This is a genomic window from Dyella agri (genome assembly GCF_044904705.1).
Lineage (GTDB): Bacteria > Pseudomonadota > Gammaproteobacteria > Xanthomonadales > Rhodanobacteraceae > Rhodanobacter_A > Rhodanobacter_A agri.
Map to the genome: position 1 here is coordinate 193,102 of NZ_JADIKL010000004.1, position 18,634 is coordinate 211,735.

General features: G+C 67.2%; 15 protein-coding genes. 6 read left to right on the forward strand and 9 right to left on the reverse strand.

Annotated elements, in window-relative coordinates:
- Window positions 1–49: 49 nt before the first annotated feature.
- From ISP14_RS08615 to ISP14_RS08625, 3 genes are all read right to left on the reverse strand, one after another.
- Entirely contained in the window at window positions 50–1,567 is a 1,518-nt protein-coding gene (locus tag ISP14_RS08615) for a Ppx/GppA phosphatase family protein (protein WP_404538174.1), read from the reverse strand.
- Between the two features lie 123 nt (window positions 1,568–1,690).
- A complete protein-coding gene (locus ISP14_RS08620; RefSeq protein WP_404538176.1) occupies window positions 1,691–2,260 on the reverse strand; it encodes a hypothetical protein in 570 nt (189 codons plus the stop codon).
- A gap of 448 nt (window positions 2,261–2,708) precedes the next feature.
- Window positions 2,709–4,382 (reverse strand): hypothetical protein, encoded by a 1,674-nt coding sequence (locus ISP14_RS08625; RefSeq protein WP_404538179.1) that lies wholly within the window; start codon window positions 4,380–4,382, stop codon window positions 2,709–2,711.
- Window positions 4,383–4,859: 477 nt separating this feature from the next.
- On the opposite strand from ISP14_RS08625, the gene ISP14_RS08630 reads away from it, so the two are divergent.
- Complete coding sequence (locus ISP14_RS08630) at window positions 4,860–5,783, forward strand: hypothetical protein (RefSeq protein WP_404538181.1); 924 nt, start codon at window positions 4,860–4,862, stop codon at window positions 5,781–5,783.
- 48 nt (window positions 5,784–5,831) lie between these two features.
- On the opposite strand, the gene ppk1 is transcribed toward ISP14_RS08630, so the two are convergent.
- The 4 genes from ppk1 to ISP14_RS08650 all read right to left on the reverse strand — a co-directional run bounded on the left by ppk1 (window position 5,832) and on the right by ISP14_RS08650 (window position 11,922).
- Window positions 5,832–7,943 (reverse strand): polyphosphate kinase 1, encoded by a 2,112-nt coding sequence (gene ppk1 / locus ISP14_RS08635; RefSeq protein ID WP_404538184.1) that lies wholly within the window; start codon window positions 7,941–7,943, stop codon window positions 5,832–5,834.
- Between the two features lie 55 nt (window positions 7,944–7,998).
- The gene (gene phoR / locus ISP14_RS08640; protein ID WP_404538187.1) at window positions 7,999–9,297 is read right to left on the reverse strand and encodes a phosphate regulon sensor histidine kinase PhoR; all 1,299 of its coding nucleotides are present in this window, start codon (window positions 9,295–9,297) and stop codon (window positions 7,999–8,001) included.
- Window positions 9,298–9,341: 44 nt separating this feature from the next.
- A complete protein-coding gene (gene phoB / locus ISP14_RS08645) occupies window positions 9,342–10,031 on the reverse strand; it encodes a phosphate regulon transcriptional regulator PhoB (RefSeq protein WP_404538188.1) in 690 nt (229 codons plus the stop codon).
- A 199-nt stretch (window positions 10,032–10,230) separates the two neighbouring features.
- Window positions 10,231–11,922: a M48 family metalloprotease gene (locus tag ISP14_RS08650; RefSeq protein ID WP_404539164.1), complete on the reverse strand. Its 1,692-nt coding sequence runs from the start codon at window positions 11,920–11,922 to the stop codon at window positions 10,231–10,233.
- 165 nt (window positions 11,923–12,087) lie between these two features.
- Here ISP14_RS08650 and grxC point away from each other — a divergent pair, with 165 nt between their 5' ends.
- The 4 genes from grxC to ISP14_RS08670 all read left to right on the forward strand — a co-directional run bounded on the left by grxC (window position 12,088) and on the right by ISP14_RS08670 (window position 15,238).
- Entirely contained in the window at window positions 12,088–12,351 is a 264-nt protein-coding gene (gene grxC / locus ISP14_RS08655; protein WP_404538191.1) for a glutaredoxin 3, read from the forward strand.
- Window positions 12,348–12,749, forward strand: coding sequence for a carboxymuconolactone decarboxylase family protein (locus tag ISP14_RS08660; RefSeq protein ID WP_404538196.1), 402 nt, complete (start codon window positions 12,348–12,350; stop codon window positions 12,747–12,749). The genes grxC and ISP14_RS08660 overlap by 4 nt, the downstream gene beginning before the upstream one ends.
- A gap of 202 nt (window positions 12,750–12,951) precedes the next feature.
- A complete protein-coding gene (locus tag ISP14_RS08665) occupies window positions 12,952–13,965 on the forward strand; it encodes an isocitrate dehydrogenase (protein ID WP_404538200.1) in 1,014 nt (337 codons plus the stop codon).
- 124 nt (window positions 13,966–14,089) lie between these two features.
- Window positions 14,090–15,238, forward strand: a complete 1,149-nt coding sequence (locus ISP14_RS08670) for a helix-turn-helix domain-containing protein (protein ID WP_404538203.1) — start codon at window positions 14,090–14,092, stop codon at window positions 15,236–15,238.
- Here ISP14_RS08670 and ISP14_RS08675 read toward each other — a convergent pair.
- Both ISP14_RS08675 and ISP14_RS08680 read right to left on the reverse strand, forming a co-directional pair.
- Window positions 15,204–16,592 (reverse strand): serine hydrolase domain-containing protein, encoded by a 1,389-nt coding sequence (locus tag ISP14_RS08675; RefSeq protein WP_404538206.1) that lies wholly within the window; start codon window positions 16,590–16,592, stop codon window positions 15,204–15,206. The two genes, ISP14_RS08670 and ISP14_RS08675, sit on opposite strands and share 35 nt — an antisense overlap.
- Window positions 16,593–16,609: 17 nt before the next feature.
- Window positions 16,610–17,260: a DUF2306 domain-containing protein gene (locus ISP14_RS08680; protein WP_404538208.1), complete on the reverse strand. Its 651-nt coding sequence runs from the start codon at window positions 17,258–17,260 to the stop codon at window positions 16,610–16,612.
- A 225-nt stretch (window positions 17,261–17,485) separates the two neighbouring features.
- Here ISP14_RS08680 and ISP14_RS08685 point away from each other — a divergent pair, with 225 nt between their 5' ends.
- Complete coding sequence (locus ISP14_RS08685) at window positions 17,486–18,622, forward strand: acyltransferase family protein (protein ID WP_404539167.1); 1,137 nt, start codon at window positions 17,486–17,488, stop codon at window positions 18,620–18,622.
- The last annotated feature ends 12 nt before the right edge of the window (window positions 18,623–18,634 follow it).

An 18,634-nucleotide genomic window follows, 5' to 3' on the forward strand; every position in this document is an offset into this window, starting at 1 on the left:
GCCACGGGGCCGCCCGTTTGATCCTCGCGATCAGGGACGATCGCAAAAACTACGCCGCGGACAGTTCCAGCTCCAGACCCAGTTCGCCCATCGGCGCCTGTTCCTGCTGCAGGTCAGCCTCGCTGAGCGGATGCTGTTCCAGCCACGCGGCCGGTAGCCCGAGGCGCAGCCGCTGGCGGGTGGCAGTGAGCTTCATGGGCGGTAGCGACTCGGCGCGGCGGCCACGGCGGAACAGTACAGCGAGACGCAGCAGCGCCGTGGTGTAGCGGGCCAGCTGGCGGTAGCGCTGCGGCAGAGTGGCGATCACCGCCTTGTCCGGCTTGCGCCGATGCAGTTCGACCACGGCGGCAAGCAATTGCTGCTCCTGGCGCGAGAAGCCGGCCAGGTCGGCATGGCGCAGGATGTAGGCGCCGTGGTGATGGTGCTGGCTGTGCGCGATGGCAAGGCCGATCTCGTGCACGCGCGCGGCCCAGGACAGCCACTCGCGCGCCTCGCCGTCCAGCTTCCAGGCTTTCGCCACCTGGTCGAACAGCTGCAGGGCGGTGGACTCCACGCGCCGGGCCTGCGCGCGATCCACGCCGTAGCGGCTCGCCAGCGCGTCGATGCTGCCGGTGCGCGGGTCGCTGCCGGCGGCGCGACCCAGCAGGTCCCACAGCAGGCCTTCGCGCATCGAGCTCTCGCACACGCGCATACGCGTGATGCCCAGCGCCTCGAACGCGGCCTCGAAGATAACCACCGCGCCGGCGATCACCGGCGCGCGTTCCTCCACCAGTCCAGGCAGTTTCAGCGCGGCGATCGAGCCTTGCGCAAGGATCGCTTCGCGCAAGCCGGCGAGCGATGCAGGGGTGATGCCGTCGTCGCTGAGCTTCATCGCCTGCACCAGTGCGCCTATCGCTTTGGCGCTGCCGGAGGAACCGTAGGCGTCCTGCCAGCCCGACTCGCGATAGTCCTCGGCGAACTGCTGCAGCAGCACGCCGATCTCGCCGCATGCGCGCTGCCAGCGCTTGCGGTTGAGCTTGCCGCCGGGGAAGAAGCGCAGCGTGGAGGCGATGCACCCGGCCTGCACGCTCTCGGTGTGCAGCGGTGCCAGGCCGCGACCGATGATGAACTCGGTGCTGCCGCCGCCCACGTCCATCACCAGCCGCGGCTCGCGCGAGGCGGGCAGGTCGTGCGCGGCGCCGAGGAAGATCAGGCGGCCTTCCTCACGACCGGAGACCACTTCGATCGGATGGCCCAGCGCCGCCTCGGCGGCGCCGAGGAAGGCTTGCGGCGCGGCCAGCCGGCGCACCGTGTTGGTGGCCACCGCACGCACTCGCTGCGAGGGCAGGCCGGCGATGCGCTGGCCGAAGCGGGCCAGGCAGTCCATCGCGCGGGCGCGGCGGTCCGCGTCCAGCGAGCCGTCGCTGCGCAGGCCGGCGGCCATGCGCACGCTGTCGCGCAGGCGGTCGATCACCCGTGGCTCGCCGTGCTCCATGCGCGCCACGATCAGGTGGAAGCTGTTCGAGCCCATGTCCACTGCGGCGAGCAGTTCGCCGTCGCGTATCGGGGTCTGGTCGGCCTGGCTCAAGCGCGGGTTCCTTGTTGGCGGGGATGTGTGCCGCGACGCACATCATGCCGCATCCGCGCTCGGCATGGCACGGCGCGACGTGGCAAGCGCGCCGTTGGCTTGTTGCCAGGCTGGCGCGGAACGCTAGTGCAACGCCGCCTCGAACAACACGTACACCATGATGGCCAGCATGACGGCCGCCGCAGACCAGTGCAGCAAGAGTCTGCGCGTCCATGGCAATGGAAGGCAGAAGCAGACGATGGCGAGGCGCATCCACATGTGTTCGTTCCAGTGGAAGCTGCCGGCATGTACGGCCGTCGCCCACCCGGTCGCGATGACGTACAGGACGATCAGGGTGAAAAAGTAGCGACTCTCGGCAAAGTACACGGCAAGCAGGTCGCCATGGTGCACGCGCAGGGCATGCACGTCGGGTAGCGCAGCGGCGCAGATCAGGTACAGGAGGATCGGGAAAGCCAGGGCGAGCATGAAGGTGCCGACATTGGGGACGGCCATGGCCGCGACCTGGCCCAGATAGATGCCCCACCAGTAGTTGAGAACCATCAGCAGCGCGATGAACGCCCAGGTCAGCGGCAGCGCATTCCAGCGGAGTTCGCGGCGCCTGCGCATCAGCCGGTTGAAGCAGCCGAGCAGGCTGGTCAGCCCAAGGCCGATAACCACCGAGATCAATGCGAGCGAGTGTTCACGGATATCCATGATCCAGCCCCCTGAGCTGCGGTGAACGCTAAACGAGGGCTGGATGGAGCGCAACAGGATGCGACGGGCGTGGCCGTGCGCTGCGGTATTGCAGTGACGCGCCAGGGGGCGTAGCGCAGGCAGTTGATCGCCTCAGCTCACCGTGCTTCATGTGCGCCAGGGTGAAGCGGAAGCTGCTCGAACCTGTGCTTACCCATGTGGCGCAGTGCGGCCGGGATCGCCAGCCCCGGACCTGCCTGAGTTGATGCGCTGGGGAAGAGACATACGTGCTGCGGGCGCGCGACTGAAGCGGCGGTACGGCGAAAGCCGAATGGCTGGTTGCCCGGTCCCCTTTGGCGCGAAAACAAGCAGGGAGCCAGCGACACTACCGCTTCGGAGGTAATGTCCGCTGGCTCCCTGGTCCACGATGCAGCGTGGTCTCAGCCACGCCGTCAATCCACGCTCAGTATCAGTGGTCGTGATCGCCGTCGCCGGGGGCGAACGACACGCCGCGCAGCACTTCACCGAACTTCGCACCGCGCAAGGTCACGAATGACTCCTTCGCGGCAGCGGTTGCCGTGGTGTTCTTCAAGTCGTCACGGATCGCCACCAGCCGGTTCGGATCGGCACCGGTGTCGCCGTTGCCGCTCACCGTGGATGTCACTGCCCAGAGCGTGACCTTGCCATCACGGTCGACGCGACCGGTGATGTTGCGCAAGCCGTCGGTGGCAGGCGACCAGGGCAGGTTGGTGGCCGCGTTGGTCCCGGTCGGATAGTCGCGCACCGTGTACGGCTTGCCCAGGCCGAGCCCGGCCTGCAACGTGTAGGCCAGTTTCCAGCTCTGCGTCGCCGCATCGAATACCCATTTCTGCAGGCCGGCGGTGGTCTGCGCCGCGGCGTGCGTGTACAAGTCGCTGCCGCCCGCGTAGCCGTCGCCCTCGTCGGCCACATAAACAGTGTTGGCGTCGGCGAACCAGATGCCGAACGGATAGGCGACGGTCGTCGCCGTCTTGTTCGGCGTCGACGGGAAACCGGCCAGCACGCACATGTTGGTCGGCAGACCCGTCTTGGCCAGCGTGCTTGCGTCGTAGGGCAGCGGCGCAGAGGGCAGGGCGGCACCGGGCACCGGCACGCCCACGCCGTTGGGGCAGGCCTTGCCCGTCGTATCCACGAAGTAGACCGTATTGATGCCGTTCCCGCCGCTGCCCTTGGTGTAATAGAGCACGTTGTCGAACACGGTCATGCCGCGGAAATTGTCGTCCTTGCCGATCTTGTCGGCCTTCTGCCCCAACGCGGTCAGCGAGAAGCTGGCTACCGGCGTGCTGACGCCAGGCGTCTGCGATACCTCCGGCAGCGGCACCGGTGTGATGAACTGCGCGCCGGCACCCAGTACGACACCCTCTGGTTGCGGGTTGCTGCCGTTGCCCGCATTGCCAGCGGTGTAGAAATAATCGGCATTGCCGCGATTATTGAGGATGGCGGCGCGCCCGTTGTTGCCGCTGTAGGCATTGGTTTCAGTGAAGCTGAAGCGACCGTGACGATCCACCGTCGCCACCGCACGGTGGAAATTCTGGCCATCCGGGTTGGTGGGGTCGACGGCGCCGGCAGTGTTCGAGTTGGACACGTCGAGTGCGTTGACGGGGGCGACATAGCCCATGAACGTCAGGTACTTGTGGTCCAGCGACAGATTCAAGGCCAGCTCCGACTTGGAGCTGAAGCTGGTGACCAGCTCGCCCGCCATCGCTGTGGGCAGGGAACTGTTGGGTACCTCCAGCGAGTTGATCCGCCAGCCGTCGGGAGTCAGCTGATCCAGGAAGATGCGTGCCGTGATGCCGAAACTGCCGTCGTAGAGATCGTTGTTCCAGACATAGGGATAGGTGCCGTCATAGGGAGCGCCGGTTGCCGCACCGCAGCCGCCGGTGGTGTTTGCGCAGTTCGGCGCAAGGATGGTGCCGACAGCAATGTTGCTGCTCTTGTTGTCGTAAACGGCGCGACTTACCACCAGATTGCCGGGAAGAAACTGAAAGCCGTGTCCGTGCGAATAATCGTCGGCACTGGCGATGCCGCTGACAGCAAGAGCGCCAATCACCATGGCAGCCACGATGCGCTGACGGAAGGAGTGGCCGAGCAGAAGCTTCGTCATAGGAAGTGTCCTTGGGTAGGGCCGGATGAGCGCCGGACAGGGGCCGGGGCGCATCCACGCTACGCGTGGGCAATGAACGATTCTTGACAAAATGCTGCGCAAGAAACTGCGTAAAACATGGGCGCGAGCGCGACGCCCACGCCTCCTGCGACGGCTGGACTGGAGCCTGCGACGAGGGCAAGGATCAGTTGGAGTTGCCGCTGTCCGCGAGGTCATTTCGCGTGCGGTATTGCTGGCGCAAGGGCTGATGCGCGAACGCGAGCCGAGACAGGTCGCACAGGGTTGCGCAGTGGAGTCAACGATGGCGAATGGCTGATGGGGGGCGCCGATCCGGAAGAACCTGCGCCGACTGCCTGCGCCTCCTGCGCTGGCGCATCGCTGGCTCCGGTCGCCCTGATTTCCGCAGGTACGGCGGGGCGGTACCATGATTCCGTGTGCGGATGGTCGTCAGACATCGCCTTTGCGCGGAGTTCGAACATGATCCACGACAGGCCGACGCCAAACCTCTTCATGGTCGGCGCGCCGAAATGCGGCACGACGTCGATGTATCACTACTTGCGTCAGCATCCGCAGATATTTTTCCCGTTCGACGATGCGAAGCTCGGGCGGGCCAAAGAGCCCCATTACTTCTGCCCGGAGCTCGAAATCGGCGAACGGGATTCGATCAAGGATGAAGGCGAATACCTCGATCTGTATCGCGGCAGCGAGCATGCCAAGTGGCGTGGCGATGCTTCGGTGTTGTACCTGTTCAGTGAGCAGGCGGCGTCGCGAATCAAGCAGTTCTGCCCCGACGCGCGGATACTGATCATGCTGCGCCCGCCAGTCGAGCAGATGCATTCCCGCCACGCCCACTGCATTCGCCATATCACCGCGCGCGAGGACATCACCGATTTCTACGAGGCGATCGCGGCCGGCGAAGACCGCCGGAACGGTTTGCGGATCCCGCCGCATACGACCATTCCGAAGTGTCTCGATTATTTTTCCGTAGCGCGCTTCGCGCCGCAGGTAGAGCGCTATTTCGATACCTTTGGCCACGACGCGGTGAAAGTGATTCTTCTGGAAGACATGGTCGCTGCGCCGAAAGAGACCTATCGTCAGCTGCTCGCGTTTCTGCAGGTCGACGATTCGTTTGTGCCAGAGTTTCGCGCCTACAACGAAGCGCCCGCCCAAACCCCGCTTGAGCGCGCGGTGCATCGTGTTTACCGCAACAGCGCAGTCAAGCGTGTGGTTCAGGCCATTGCGCCTTACCAGGCAAGGCGACGGGTATTGAACGGCATCCGCGTGTTGGCGCGGGGCAGGAAGCAACGGTTGCCGCGCGACGAGGAGCTGTACCAGCGTTGCCGCCCGGATGTAGAGCGGCTGGCCCGGTTGCTCGAACGGGATTTGTCGCACTGGCTGTAGTGAAACGAGGCGAGAACAAAGTGATGGAGCCTGGGCTCCGTCCCTGTTTCACGGGCACAGCTTGTCCAGCAGCGCCTGCTGTGCGCTGTAGGGTGCGTGCCGGCCCGGCGTGGCGCGGTGGTAGCGGCCTTCGGTATCCAGCAGCCAGGCCTGGGTGTTGTCGGCGAGGCTGCTGGCGAGGGTTTCCTCGTAGACCCGCGCGGCCAGTTCGGGATCGCGGATCGGGAAGGCGATCTCGATCCGCCGCATCAGGTTGCGTTCCATCCAGTCGGCGCTGGCGCAGTAGATCTCGGGCGCGCCGTCGTTGCCGAACCAATACACCCGGCTGTGTTCGAGGAAGCGTCCCACGATGGAGCGCACGCGGATGCGCTCGGAGATGCCGGGCAGGCCGGGGCGCAGCGTGCAGGCGCCGCGCACGATCAGGTCGATCTCTACGCCGGCCTGTGAGGCACGGTACAGCGCCTCGATCACATGCGCCTCGTTCAGCGCGTTGAGCTTGGCGACGATGCGCGCGGGGCGGCCGGCGCGGGCCAGCGCGGTTTCGCGTTCGATCCGTTCCATTACCCCGGTGTACAAGGTGAACGGCGAGTGCAGCAGGTGCTTCAGCGCGATCCGCGGGCCCAGCCCGGAAAGCTGCTGGAACACCTTGTGCAGATCTTCGCCGATCTCCGGATCGGCGGTCATCAGGCCGATGTCGGTGTAGCTGCGGCTGTTGATCTGGTGGTAGTTGCCGGTGGAGAGGTGCGCGTAGCGGCGCAGCGTATCGCCCTCGCGGCGCACGATCAGCATCATCTTGGCGTGGGTCTTGTAGCCCACCACGCCGTACACCACCTGCACGCCGGCCTCCTGCAGGCGCGTGGCGAGGCGGATGTTGGCCTCTTCGTCGAAGCGCGCGCGCAGTTCGATCACCACGGTGACGTCCTTGCCGTGGCGCGCCGCCTCTACCAGCAGGTCCACCAGCGGGGTGTCCTCGCCGGCGCGGTACAGGGTCTGCTTGATCGCCAGCACGTTGGGATCGGTGCTGGCCTGGCGCAGCAGGTCCACCACCGCGGCAAAGCTCTGGTAGGGGTGGTGCAGCAACACGTCGCGCTGGGCGATCTGCTCGAACTTGTCGCGGCTCGTCTCCAGCCCGGCCGGCAGCTGCGGGGTGAAGCGCGGGTACTTGAGCTCGGGGCGGTCCAGCCAGTCGCAGATCAGTCCCGCGCGGATGATGTTGACCGGGCCGTCGCAGCGATAGACGTCGGCTTCCTCCAGCTGGAAGTTGCGCGTCAGCATCGAGGTGATGGATTGCGGGCAGTCGCTGGCGATCTCCAACCGCACCGGCCGTGCATAGCCACGCCCCAGCAGCTCCTCGCTGAGCGCACGGGCGAGGTTTTCCACCTCGGCCTCCTCCACCATCAGCTCGCTGTTGCGGGTGACCCGGAACTGGTAGGACCCGACCACCTTGAAGCCGGGGAACATCAGGTCGACGAAGGCGTGCAACAACTCGGCGAGGAACACGAAGTGATCGCCTTCGCCGCATACCTCGGCGGGCACGCGGATGATCCGCGGCAGCGAGCGCGGCGCGCGCACCAGCGCCATGTGACCCTCGTGGCCGAAGGCGTCGCGGCCCTTCAGCACCACCGCGATGTTCAGTGTCTTGTTGAGGATGCGCGGGAACGGATGCGCCGGGTCCAGGCCCAGCGGCGACAGCACCGGCAGCACCTCGTGCTCGAAATAGCCCTGTAGCCAGCGCCGCTGGCGCGGGCTCCACTGCTTGCGGGTGAGGATGTGAATGCGCTCTGCATCCAGCTGCGGGCGCAGTTCCTGTTGCCAGATCTGGTACTGCTCGGCGACCAGTTCCAGCACGCGGCTGCGGATGCGCGACAGCAGTTCAGGCGGCGACAGACCGTCCGGTCCCGGCGCGGCGGAGCCGTAGGCGTGGTGATGCTTGAGCATCGCCACGCGCACCTCGAAGAACTCGTCGAGGTTGTTCGCCACGATGCTGAGGAAGCGCAGCCGCTCCAGCAGCGGCACCGTGGTGTCGCGTGCCATCGCCAGCACGCGGAAGTTGAACTCCAGCGCGGCCAGCTCACGGCTGAGGTAGAGGCCGGGCGCGGCAAGGTCGATGGGTCCGGTGACGGCGGCGGGTTCGGACGGGCTGGCATGGGGACGCGGCATGGCGTGCATTCTGGCGCATGTGCGCCAGTCGGTGCGTGGCGCGCTGCACGCCGCTTCAGCTTTCGTCGTGGCCAGCGGTGGGCGCCAGCAGGCGTTCGGGGCTGAAATGGCAGGCGAAGGTGGAGCCGTGGCCCGGTTCGCTCTCGATGCTCAGCCGCGCCTGGTGCAGGTTCAGCACGTGCTTGACGATGGACAGGCCCAGCCCGGTGCCGCCGGTGCCGCGCGAGCGGCTGGAGGAGACACGGTAGAAGCGTTCGGTGAGCCGTGCGAGATGGCTGGCGGGGATGCCGTAGCCGGTGTCGCTGACCGAGTACGTCGCGCCATCGTCGCTGCGCCGCCAGCGGATCGTGATGCTGCCGCCGGCCGGGGTGTAGCGCACCGCGTTGCTGACCAGGTTGGACAGCGCGCTGTGCAGGTCCTTGGGCGAGCCGAGCAGGTCGAGTCCCGCATCGGCCTCCACGGCGACGGCATGGCGGCCCTGGCTGAGCGCCTCGGCCTCCTTGCGCAAGGTAGCCAGCAGCGGCGCCATGGGCACGCGCTCGTCCTCGACGCGGTGCTGGGTTTCCAGCCGCGACAAGGTGAGCAGGTCTTCCACGATCTGGCCCATGCGCTTGGATTGCGCCCGCATCTCGCCGAGCACCGGCGCCAGCGCGGGTGCGTCTTCGGGATCGATCAGCTCGAGGTAGCCGTGGATCACGGTGAGCGGCGTGCGCAGCTCGTGCGAAACGTTGGCCACGAAGTCGCGGCGCATCTGCTCCAGCCGGGTGACATGGCTGGTGTCACGCGCCAGCAGCACTTGCTGGCGGCGGCCGAATGGCAGCAGGCTGACGCTGATCTGGCTGTCCGGCTTACCCGGCGCGATGGTGTCGTGCAGCGGTTCGCGCTCGCCGCCTTGCTGCAGCCAGCCGGCCAGCTCCGATGCCTGCAACCGCTGCCGCAGCTGCACGCCGCGGTCCTGCGGCAGGCGCAGGCCGAGCAGGGTCTCGGCGGCATGGTTGCACCAGCGCACGTGCTGGTCCTGGTCGAGCAGGACTACGGCATCGGGTAGCTGGCTGGCGGTGCGGCGCAGGTCGCGCAGATTGGAAGCGAGGCGGCGGGTACGCATCTGGAGATGATCATGACGTGGCGTGGCAGCCCTGGCGGGCGCCGGCATGATGGATTGCGCCACATGACCGAATCGGGTCAGTAGCAAGACGATTTCCGCTACTGCGACAATCGCCACGCCTAAAACGACTCGGCCGCCGGCCAGCCAGCCCAGCAGCATGCCCGCCAGCAGGCCGGCGGCCAGCGCCACGGGCAGCGTCCAGGCGCGGCGCACAGGAGTCGTCGGATTCGGTACGGAGGTGGGCGGCATGGCGGCCAGCATCGGCAAAAGCCCGGGTCGCCGCAAGGCGGACGTCAGACGCTGGCCGAGAAGCGGTAGCCGCTGCCGCGCACGGTCTGCACCATGTCATGCAATTGCCACGGTTCCAGCGTCTTGCGCAGGCGGCGGATGTGCACATCGACGGTGCGCTCTTCCACGTAGACGCTGCCGCCCCAGACGTGGTCGAGCAGCTGGGCGCGCGAATACACGCGCTCGGGGTGGGTCATGAAGAAATGCAGCAGGCGGTATTCGGTGGGGCCGATCGTCACCGCCTCATCGCCGGCGAACACGCGGTGCGCGGGGCCGTCGATGCGCAGCCGGCCCAGCTCTACCACGCCAGACCCGTCGTCGCCGTGGCTGCGGCGCAGCACCGCCTTGATCCGCGCGAGCAGCTCGCGGGTGGAGAACGGCTTCACCACGTAGTCGTCCACGCCGGCTTCCAGGCCATTGACACGATCCATCTCCTCGCCGCGCGCGGTGAGCATGATGATCGGGATTTCCCGGCTCAGCTCTTCCTTGCGCAGGCGCCGGGCCAGCTCCAGGCCGCTCATGCCGGGCAGCATCCAGTCCAGCAGGATCAGGTCGGGGACCTGTTCGGAAATGGCCAGCTGGGCGGCGCGGGCATCGGCGGCCTGCATCGCTTCCATGTCGGCTTTGCGTAGGGCGAACGCGATCATGTCGCGGATCGAGGTCTCGTCTTCGACGATCAAGATGCGTTTGTGCACGCGGGCAGCGTCCGGTTGGCCTGTGACCGTGATATTGCAATGTAGGAATGTTACGCGGCGATGACATGAAATTTGTGTGCGCGTCCATGCACACATGAAATCATGTGGTGGTTGTGCGTTTCGCTGCGCTCGCCCCGGGGGCCGGGATCAAAAGCGGCCTTTCATTGCTGCCCTTGCCGCGAGGGTCTGAGGTCTGGCTTCAGTAAGCGCTTGATCCGAGGCCGAAACATAGCCGTCCCGCGCAGCGCTCGTCCTGCAGCTGTTGCGAGCCGTCCCGGGTCGCGGGGTTGTCCGGCGTGCCGATCTTGCGCTTCTGCAATTCCAGCACCAGCGGAGTGAGCTCGGCGATGCGCGCCTGGATGCGCGCGCGGGCGTAGTAGCTGAGGTCATTGCGCTTGAGCAGGCGCTTCAGCTGCTCCATCGCATCGAACGGGCGGCCGGAGTAGTAGCTGGCGTCGGCGAAGGCCTCGCCGGCGCGTTCGTCGTCGCCGGCCTTGTCGCTGGCGCGGGCGTAGGCGGCGTAGATCTCGGGCTGGTCGCTGTTTTCCAGCAGCGGACGCAGCAGTTCCGCCGCGGTGACGGCCTGCTGCTTGTCGCCGCCCTCGGTGAGCGCCGTGGCGTAGGCCAGCGCCACCGCACGGTTGCGCGGCGACTGCTGGTTGAGGTCGTGGTACAGCGCCAGGGCGTTGTCGCGCTGGCCGGCCTGTAGTTCGGCGTCTGCCAGGGCCAGTGTGAGAATCAGGCTGTCCTTGTGCGCCTTGAGCAGCGGCTGCAACTGCGTCGCCGCCTGCGCGCCGTGGCCGCTGCGGGTAAGTGCCAGCGCATAGCCGTAGCGGTTTGCCGGGGTGTCGAAGTCGGGCTGGCCCTTGAGGTTGCTGCTGTACCAGCTGGCAAGACGGACGGCGTTGCCGGACAGTACGCGCACCCGTTCGCGCATCAGCGTGTAGGTGCTCAGGCCGTCCTGGCCTGCGGTGTTACGGTCGAGCCGGATCGGCTCGCGCACGAACGGCATCGGCGCGGTGATCTGCTCCCACTGGCCTTTGAGCAAGGTGTCGCTGGAAGGGCGCAGCTTCTGTGCGGCGATCAGCGCGCCGGCGCGTGCCTTGGCGTCGGCGATGCGGTCGCTGGTGACCGGGTGGTCCTGCAGGAAGGATGGCGCGGCGCCGGCGGCGCCGGCGCTCATCACGTCTTCCATATGCCCGAAGAACGCAGCCATCGCGTTGGGATCGAAGCTGGCGTTGGCCAGGGTCTGGATGCCGGCACGGTCGGCTTCGATCTCGTCCTTGCGGGTGAAGTTGATCTGTTTCTGCGCGAGCAGGCCCTGGCCGCCGGCGAGTACCGCTATCGGCGCGTCGCCGGCACTGCGGCCGCCGGTCGCGCCGGCGGCGATCGCGCCCAGCAGTACCAGCGCCATCAACGGAGCGTCCTTCTTCGAGGCCTCGAACGCGCGTTGCAGGTGGTTCTGGGTGATGTGGCCGATCTCGTGGGCGATCACGCCGGCCAGTTCGTTCTCGTTGCGGGTGATCGTGATCAGGCCCGAGTTCACCGCGATGTAGCCGCCCGGCGCGGCGAAGGCGTTGATCTCGTCGTCCTTGACGATGAAGAACGCGAAGTGGTCGCGTGGCTTGGCGCAGGCGGCCACCAGCCGGAAGCCGAGATCGTTGATGTAGTCGTCCAGCAGCGGGTCGTCCACCACCATGTCCAGCGCACGCATCTGGCGCAGCATCGCGGCGCCGTAGTCCTGCGCCTCCTGCGGCGAGATCAGCGCGTTGGCCGAGCTGCCGAGGTCGGGCAGGCGCACGTTGTCCTGCGCCCCGGCGGCGAAGGCGAGGCCGGCGAGGATCAAGGCGGTCAGCAGGCGCTTGGCAGGGCGTCGTGGCGACATGGGCATGGGTTTGGGCGACAATGGGCGGTTGTTGCGATCATCCATGGTCGCAGGGATCAAACGGGCGGCCATCCATGGCCGCACTGTTCATTATTCAGTTGACCGTTGGCCTGAGTGCTTGTTCCTTGGCTTGTTGCCCTTATGTTGGGCGCAGGCAACCGGAGTTACGTGATGTCCAAGATCGAAGTCTATTCCACCGCGGTCTGCCCGTACTGCGTGGCGGCGAAGAACCTGCTCAAGGCCAAGGGCCTGAGCTGGGAAGACATCCGCGTGGATACCGACCCGGCGCAGCGCGACGCCATGCTGGCGCGCAGCGGCGGTCGCCGCACCGTGCCGCAGATCTTCATCAACGACCAGCTGGTCGGCGGCTACGACGACCTGGTGGCTGCCGAGCGCAGCGGCAAGCTGGCCGAACTGCTGGGCGAAGCCGCATGAGCGACGGGCAGGGTGGCGAAAAGGACCGCGTGGCCGAGTTCACCGCGTTCCGCCAGCGCATGAACGAGCGCATCCTGGCGGAGGACAACCAGGTGGTGCGGCGCTTCTTCGCGCTGGACACGCAGACCTACAAGCCCGGCGCGCTGGACGTGAAGACCAAAGAGCTGCTCGGTCTGGTCGCCTCGATGGTGCTGCGCTGCGACGATTGCATCAGCTATCACGTGGCGCAGTGCAAGGAGGCCGGCGTCAACCGCGAGGAATTTTTCGAAACCTTCAGCGTGGGCCTGGTGGTGGGCGGTTCCATCGTGATCCCGCACCTGCGCCGTGCGGTGGATTTCCTCGACCGGCTGGAAGCCGGCGAGGCCGGTTCGGCCGACAACTGCGCCGACCACGCCTGACGCCGCCACCCTCCTGTCTCGTCAGGGAAAAGGTTGGGGTATGCGAGTTATCGCAACGCTCCGTGCGAGGATTTTCAACGCCTTGCGCCAGCCTGCGGCTGTTCGCTGCCGTACGGATCGGCGATAATTACGGGGTTATCGATCCCGCTGCGCCCCTCTCCCGGCGCCGATCGACGGTTTCATTCCCCAAGGAGTTTCCCCCATGAGCAAGACCATCGCGGTGATCCCGGGCGACGGTATCGGCCCGGAGATCATGACCGCCACGCTGCGTGTGCTCGACGCGCTGGATTGCGGCCTGAAATACGACTTCGTCGACGCCGGCATGGTGGCGCTGGAGAAGCACGGCGACCTGCTGCCCAAGGCCACGCTGGACAAGATCGGCGAGCACCAGGTGGCGTTGAAGGGCCCGCTGACCACGCCGATCGGCGGCGGCTTCACCTCGATCAACGTCACCTTGCGCCGCCACTTCGACCTGTACGCCAACGTGCGTCCGGCGGTGAGCTTCCCCGGCACCAAGGCGCGCTTCGACAACATCGACATCATCACGGTGCGCGAAAACACCGAAGGCGCCTATCTGTCCGAGGGGCAGACCGTGTCTGAGGACGGCGAAACCGCGATCTCGATGATCCGCAACACCCGCAAGGGTTCCAGCCGCATCGTGCGCTACGCCTTCGAGCTGGCGGTGAAGAAGGGCCGCAAGAAAGTCACCGCCGTGCACAAGGCCAACATCATCAAGACCGCCTCGGGCCTGTTCCTCAACGTGGCGCGCGAGATCGCCAAGGAATACCCGCAGATCGAGTTCAACGAGATGATCGTGGACAACACCTGCATGCAGCTGGTGATGAAGCCCGAGCAGTTCGACGTGATCGTCACCACCAACCTGTTCGGCGACATCCTCTCCGACCTGTGCGCCGGCCTGGTCGGCGGCCTGGGCCTGGCGCCGGGCGACAACATCGGCGAGCACGCGGCGATCTTCGAGGCCGTGCACGGCTCGGCGCCCGACATCGCCGGCAAGGGCATCGCCAACCCCTGCGCGCTGCTGCTGGCCGCGGCCGACATGCTCGACCACCTCGGCATGGTGGACAAGGGCGACAAGCTGCGTGCCGCGATCCGCGACACCATGACCCACGACCGCGACAGCGTGACGCCGGATCTCGGCGGCAAGGGCAGCACCGCGAGCTTCGGCGAGGCGATCGCGAAGCGCGTCCAGGGCTGAGCTCCCGCGTGATCGACACGCAAGGCCGCGGCATCGTCCGCGGCCTTGTCGTTTCCGGATAGCGCGGAACGGTTGCTAGCATGGGCGTCCCGGGCCCGCCGACACGACTCGCGCAGACCATCCTATGGACATCTCGTTCTGGGTTTTCGTCTACATCGCCGCCGCTGTGCAAGCGGCGCTGCTGGCGCTGGCGCTGTGGCGCCGGCAGACCAATCGCGAGGCGAACCGCCTGCTTGCCGTGTGGGTGGCGTTGGCCGGCATCGACCTGGCGGTGAAGGCGGGCTACTGGCACACACTCGCGCCGGAATGGTTCCGCGCCTATCGCTTCGTGGCGCTGTTCCCGTTCCTCTACGGCAGTTTGTTCTTCCTCTACGTGCGGGCGCTGACCCGGGGGCTGGGATTCCGCTGGCGCGACCTGCGGCACCTGCTCGGTTTTGCCGCGATGCTGCTCGCCACCGCGCCCGTACTGCTGGGGAGCACGGCGCGACTGCAGGCGATGTCGGCGAGCTGGATCGCCGGCGAGCGGGCGATCGGCTCCTGGTTCGACCTCACCCTGTTCGTCTACAGCCTGTCCTATGTGGCGGCGGCGCTGGTCCGGGTGCACCGCTACCGCCGTGGCCTGCGCGAGCGTCGTTCCGACGCCGACCGCCTGTCGCTGCGCTGGATCGACACCATGGCGGCGTGCCAGCTCGTGATCTGGTGCATCGCCATCGTGCAGGCCCTGGTGTACTTGCCGATCCTCAATTACGGCCTGCTGTTCGGCGCCATCGCAGGGTGGATCTGCGTGATGGGCTGGTTCAGCCTGAACCAGTCGCCGGTGGCGGTCGAGCCCGAGGCTGCCCCGGCGGACGAGGGCAGCGGAGCAGCGACCCCGGCAGCCGAACCGGACGACGCCCGCTACGATGATGTCGCGACGCGCCTGACACAGCTGATGGACGGTGCCGCGCCGCTTTACCTGGAGCCGGCGCTGACCATCGGCCAGGTGGCGAAGCGCAGCGGTTACCCCGAATACCTGGTGTCCGCGGTGATCAACCGCCGCTTCGGCGGCACGTTCTGGGACTACATCAACCGGCTGCGCGTGGAAGCGGCCCGCGCCCGCCTCGCCGACACTGGCGACACGCGCACCATCCTCGACATCGCCTACGCCTGCGGCTTCACCTCCAAGTCCACCTTCAATGCCGCCTTCAAGCGGCAGGTCGGCGAGACGCCCAGCGGCTATCGCAAGGCGGCCCAGCCGCTCACAGGCGCGGCTGGCGACGCAGGGCGGCGATGACCGCCGCCACCAGGTCGCCGGTGTCGTCGCCGTAGTCCAGCGAGATGCCCATGCGCACCACCACCAGCCGTTCGGACGGCACGATCACCACGTACTGCCCGAACGCGCCGCGCGCGTAGTACATGTCCTTCGGCAGCTGCGGCATGCCCCAGGGCGCACTCCACACCGGCACTCTGGTGTCGTTTTTGATGTTCAGCCAGAAGCCCGCGCCGTAGCCGGTGTCCAGTGTCTGCGAGTGGCTGTAGGCCACCCAGCCTGCGGGCAGAATGCGCTGGCCGCCAACGACGCCGTCGTCGAGGTAGAGCTGGCCGAAACGGGCGAAATCGCGCGCCGTGCCGTAGCTGCCGCTGGCGCCGATCAGGCTGCCGTCGGCATCGGCCTGGATCACCGTGTGCGCCATGCCCAGCGGTGCGAACAGCTCGCGCTGTGCGAAGCGCTCGGCATCCACGGCGCTGCCGCCGGCGGCATCGGTGACCATGCGGCCGAGCAGCACGTAGCCCAGGTTGCTATAGCCCCACACGGTGCCGGGCGCGCGGGCCAGCGGCATGTGCGCGGCGTAAGCGGCCATGTCGCGCTCCAGGAAGGTCATCCGCGTCAGCGGGTTCAGCGCGCCGCCGGTTTCGTCGAACGGCAGGCCGCTGTCCATGCGCAGCAACTGATCGATGGTGATCGCGCGGCGCGGGTCGCCGGGCGACTGCCATCCGGCAACCGGCGCGACCTGCGGCAACTGCAGCCTGCCTTCGCGCACGAGGATGCCGATCAGCGCGCTGGTCAGCGACTTGGTCAGCGAATGCGCCCAGATCGGCGTGTCCGGCCCGTAACCGGGCGCGTAGCGCTCGGCGATCAGCCGGCCATCGTGCAGCACCACGATGGCCTTGGTATTGCGCGGATGTGCGGGGTCGGGTTCGGCGAAGGCGCGCTCCAGCGCGCGCTGGATGGCGGGGTCGTCCGATGCGACAAGGCGGTCCGGGAACGGGCTGGCGATGGGAGAAGGCGTGTAGCCGGCAGCCTCGGGCACCGCGCCGTCGCCGTGCATCAGCAGGCAACCCAGTCCCGGACGGAACACGGCGCGCGCATCGAAACCCCCGAGCACGCTGGTGCGTACTTCGTCGTGCGCGCGGTCCACCTGCCAGCGAACCGCCCAACCGATACCGCGCATCAGCGGCGCATGCTGCTCGCGAAACACCTGCCCGGGATCGACGCGGCTGACGTATACGGCGTCGCACAGCCCCTGGCTGACCGAGCCGCTGGCGACGAGCAGCAGGGGCTTGCCCGCCGTGCACAGCCAGGCGGCGCCTGCGAGCACGATGGCCAGCAGCAGGCCCAGGACGATTTTGAGGATGCGTGCAGTCATCGGATGCTTCCTTCGCTTCATGATTGCGCCGCCATGGCGGCAAGGGATGGATGTGACTGGCCCGTGGGCCGGCGCAGCAGGGCTTCGCACACGACCAGATTGATCGGCCAGCAGACCCAGGTCGCGAAGATGTAGACGGGCAGGAACGGCAGGTGGAGCGCCATGCCGATCGCCAGGATCAGCCGCAGCGTGACAGCGGCAAAGGTGAGCGCGGCGGTACGGCACATCCAACGGCGATGGCCGGCGATGTCGCCGGCCACGATGCGGCGGATGCCGTTGCCCATGCACCACAGCCAGACCGCGGCCAGGGCGGCCAGGGCCAGTCCGCTGGTCACGCCACCCTGGGTGCGCCGGGCCATTGACAGGGCTGCCACCGCGGCAATGAGGATGGCACCGGCGGACAGCCAGCCGCCCAGCCGGTGCAGGCGCGGCATCCGTCGGCGCACCCACGCGCTCAATTGCAACGGAGCCAACAGCAGCGCAAGGCCGGCGCCGAAGAAATGGGCCGGCACATCCAGCCCCGAGACGGCGAACTGGGCGGCGAAGCGGTTGTACGGCAGGTGGTCGCGATACAGATAAGCGAATGCATAGGCGGCGACCGCCACCGAGAGCGCGGCGAAAGCCACGGAGGCGATGCCGCGCAGCAGCCTGACGGAGCGTTCGCGCATGGAATGGTCCCGTTCGTCGGAAGGAGCCGTCAGCATGCGGAAGCGGGCGTTCGGCTTCGTCCGGGACGGCGGAACCGTACGGCGGCACGCGCCGTGCAGGTGCGATCCGGCCGGTTCGGACCTCTCCGATGACGCTTGGAGACATTGAACAGGCTCTAAGATGCGTGCTCGCCTGCCGGCGCGTCGCTGGCGCTGCTTGCCGGTCGACGGGAGAGTGCATTGAGGGTGAAGGAATGGCTGTCGGGTCTGCGCGGTGGGCGGCACGGTCCGGTGCGTCGCATCGCCACCGTCGCCGATGGCCTGGCCGGCGGCCGCGACAACTTCCTGCTGCTGCGGCTGCTGGCGGCGAGCCTGGTGATCTACGGCCATGCTCCCGCCATCACCGGCGGCCAGGGCTGGCCGGACGTCTTCGTCTGGATGGGCTGGGGCAGCTACTCCGGCGACCTGGCGGTGGACGTGTTCTTCGTGGTGAGCGGCTTCATGATCGCCGGCAGCTACCTGCGCCGACGGCACCTGCTGGATTTCCTGTGGGCGCGGCTGCTGCGCATTAGTCCCGCCTACATCGTGTGCCTGGCGGGTACGGCCTTTGTGCTGGGTGCGGCGTGCACCAGCCTGCCGCTGCACGACTACTACGGCAGCCACGAGGTGGTGCGCTACGTGTCGAAGAACATCCAGCTCGGCAAGGGGCTGGTCTTCACCCTGCCGGGTGTCTTCACCGACAACCCGAAGCTGGCGTTCGTCAACGGCTCGATCTGGACCTTGCCGGCCGAAGTGCGCATGTACCTCTGGGTGGCATTGGCCGGGGTGCTGGGCATCCTGTCGCGCCGCTGGAGTTGCAACCTGCTGCTGGCGGCTCTGTTCGTCTGTGGATGGCTGGCCCCGGCGCACGTGCCGCTGGTGCCGCTGGCCTCGTTCCTGCGGCTGGCCGGCTGTTTCGCATTGGGCGTGTTCTGCTTCGTCAATCGCGAGCGGGTTCCGGTCGGCTGGTGGTGGGTGGCCGTGCTGGCCGTACTGGCGTGGTTGCTGCACGCGACGCCGCTCTATCCGTTCGCTTTTGCGCTGGCGCTCGCGGCCTTCGTGTTCGCGTTCGGTTATGCCTCGCCGTGGCTGGGTTGCCTGCGCTTCGGCGACTACTCGTATGGTTTGTATTTGTGGGGTTATCCGATGCAGCAGCTGGTGGCGCATTTCGCTCCGAGATGGGCGCCGGCCGGCAACATCCTGCTGGCCTGGCCGCTGGCCATGCTGTTGGCGGTGTTGTCCTGGCACTTGGTCGAGCGGCCGGCGCTGCGGCTGAAGTCTCTGCCGGATGCGATGCAGGCGAAAGCGCGAGGGATGTTTGCGCGCATCCGCACAGACGGCTGAGGCCTGTGCGGA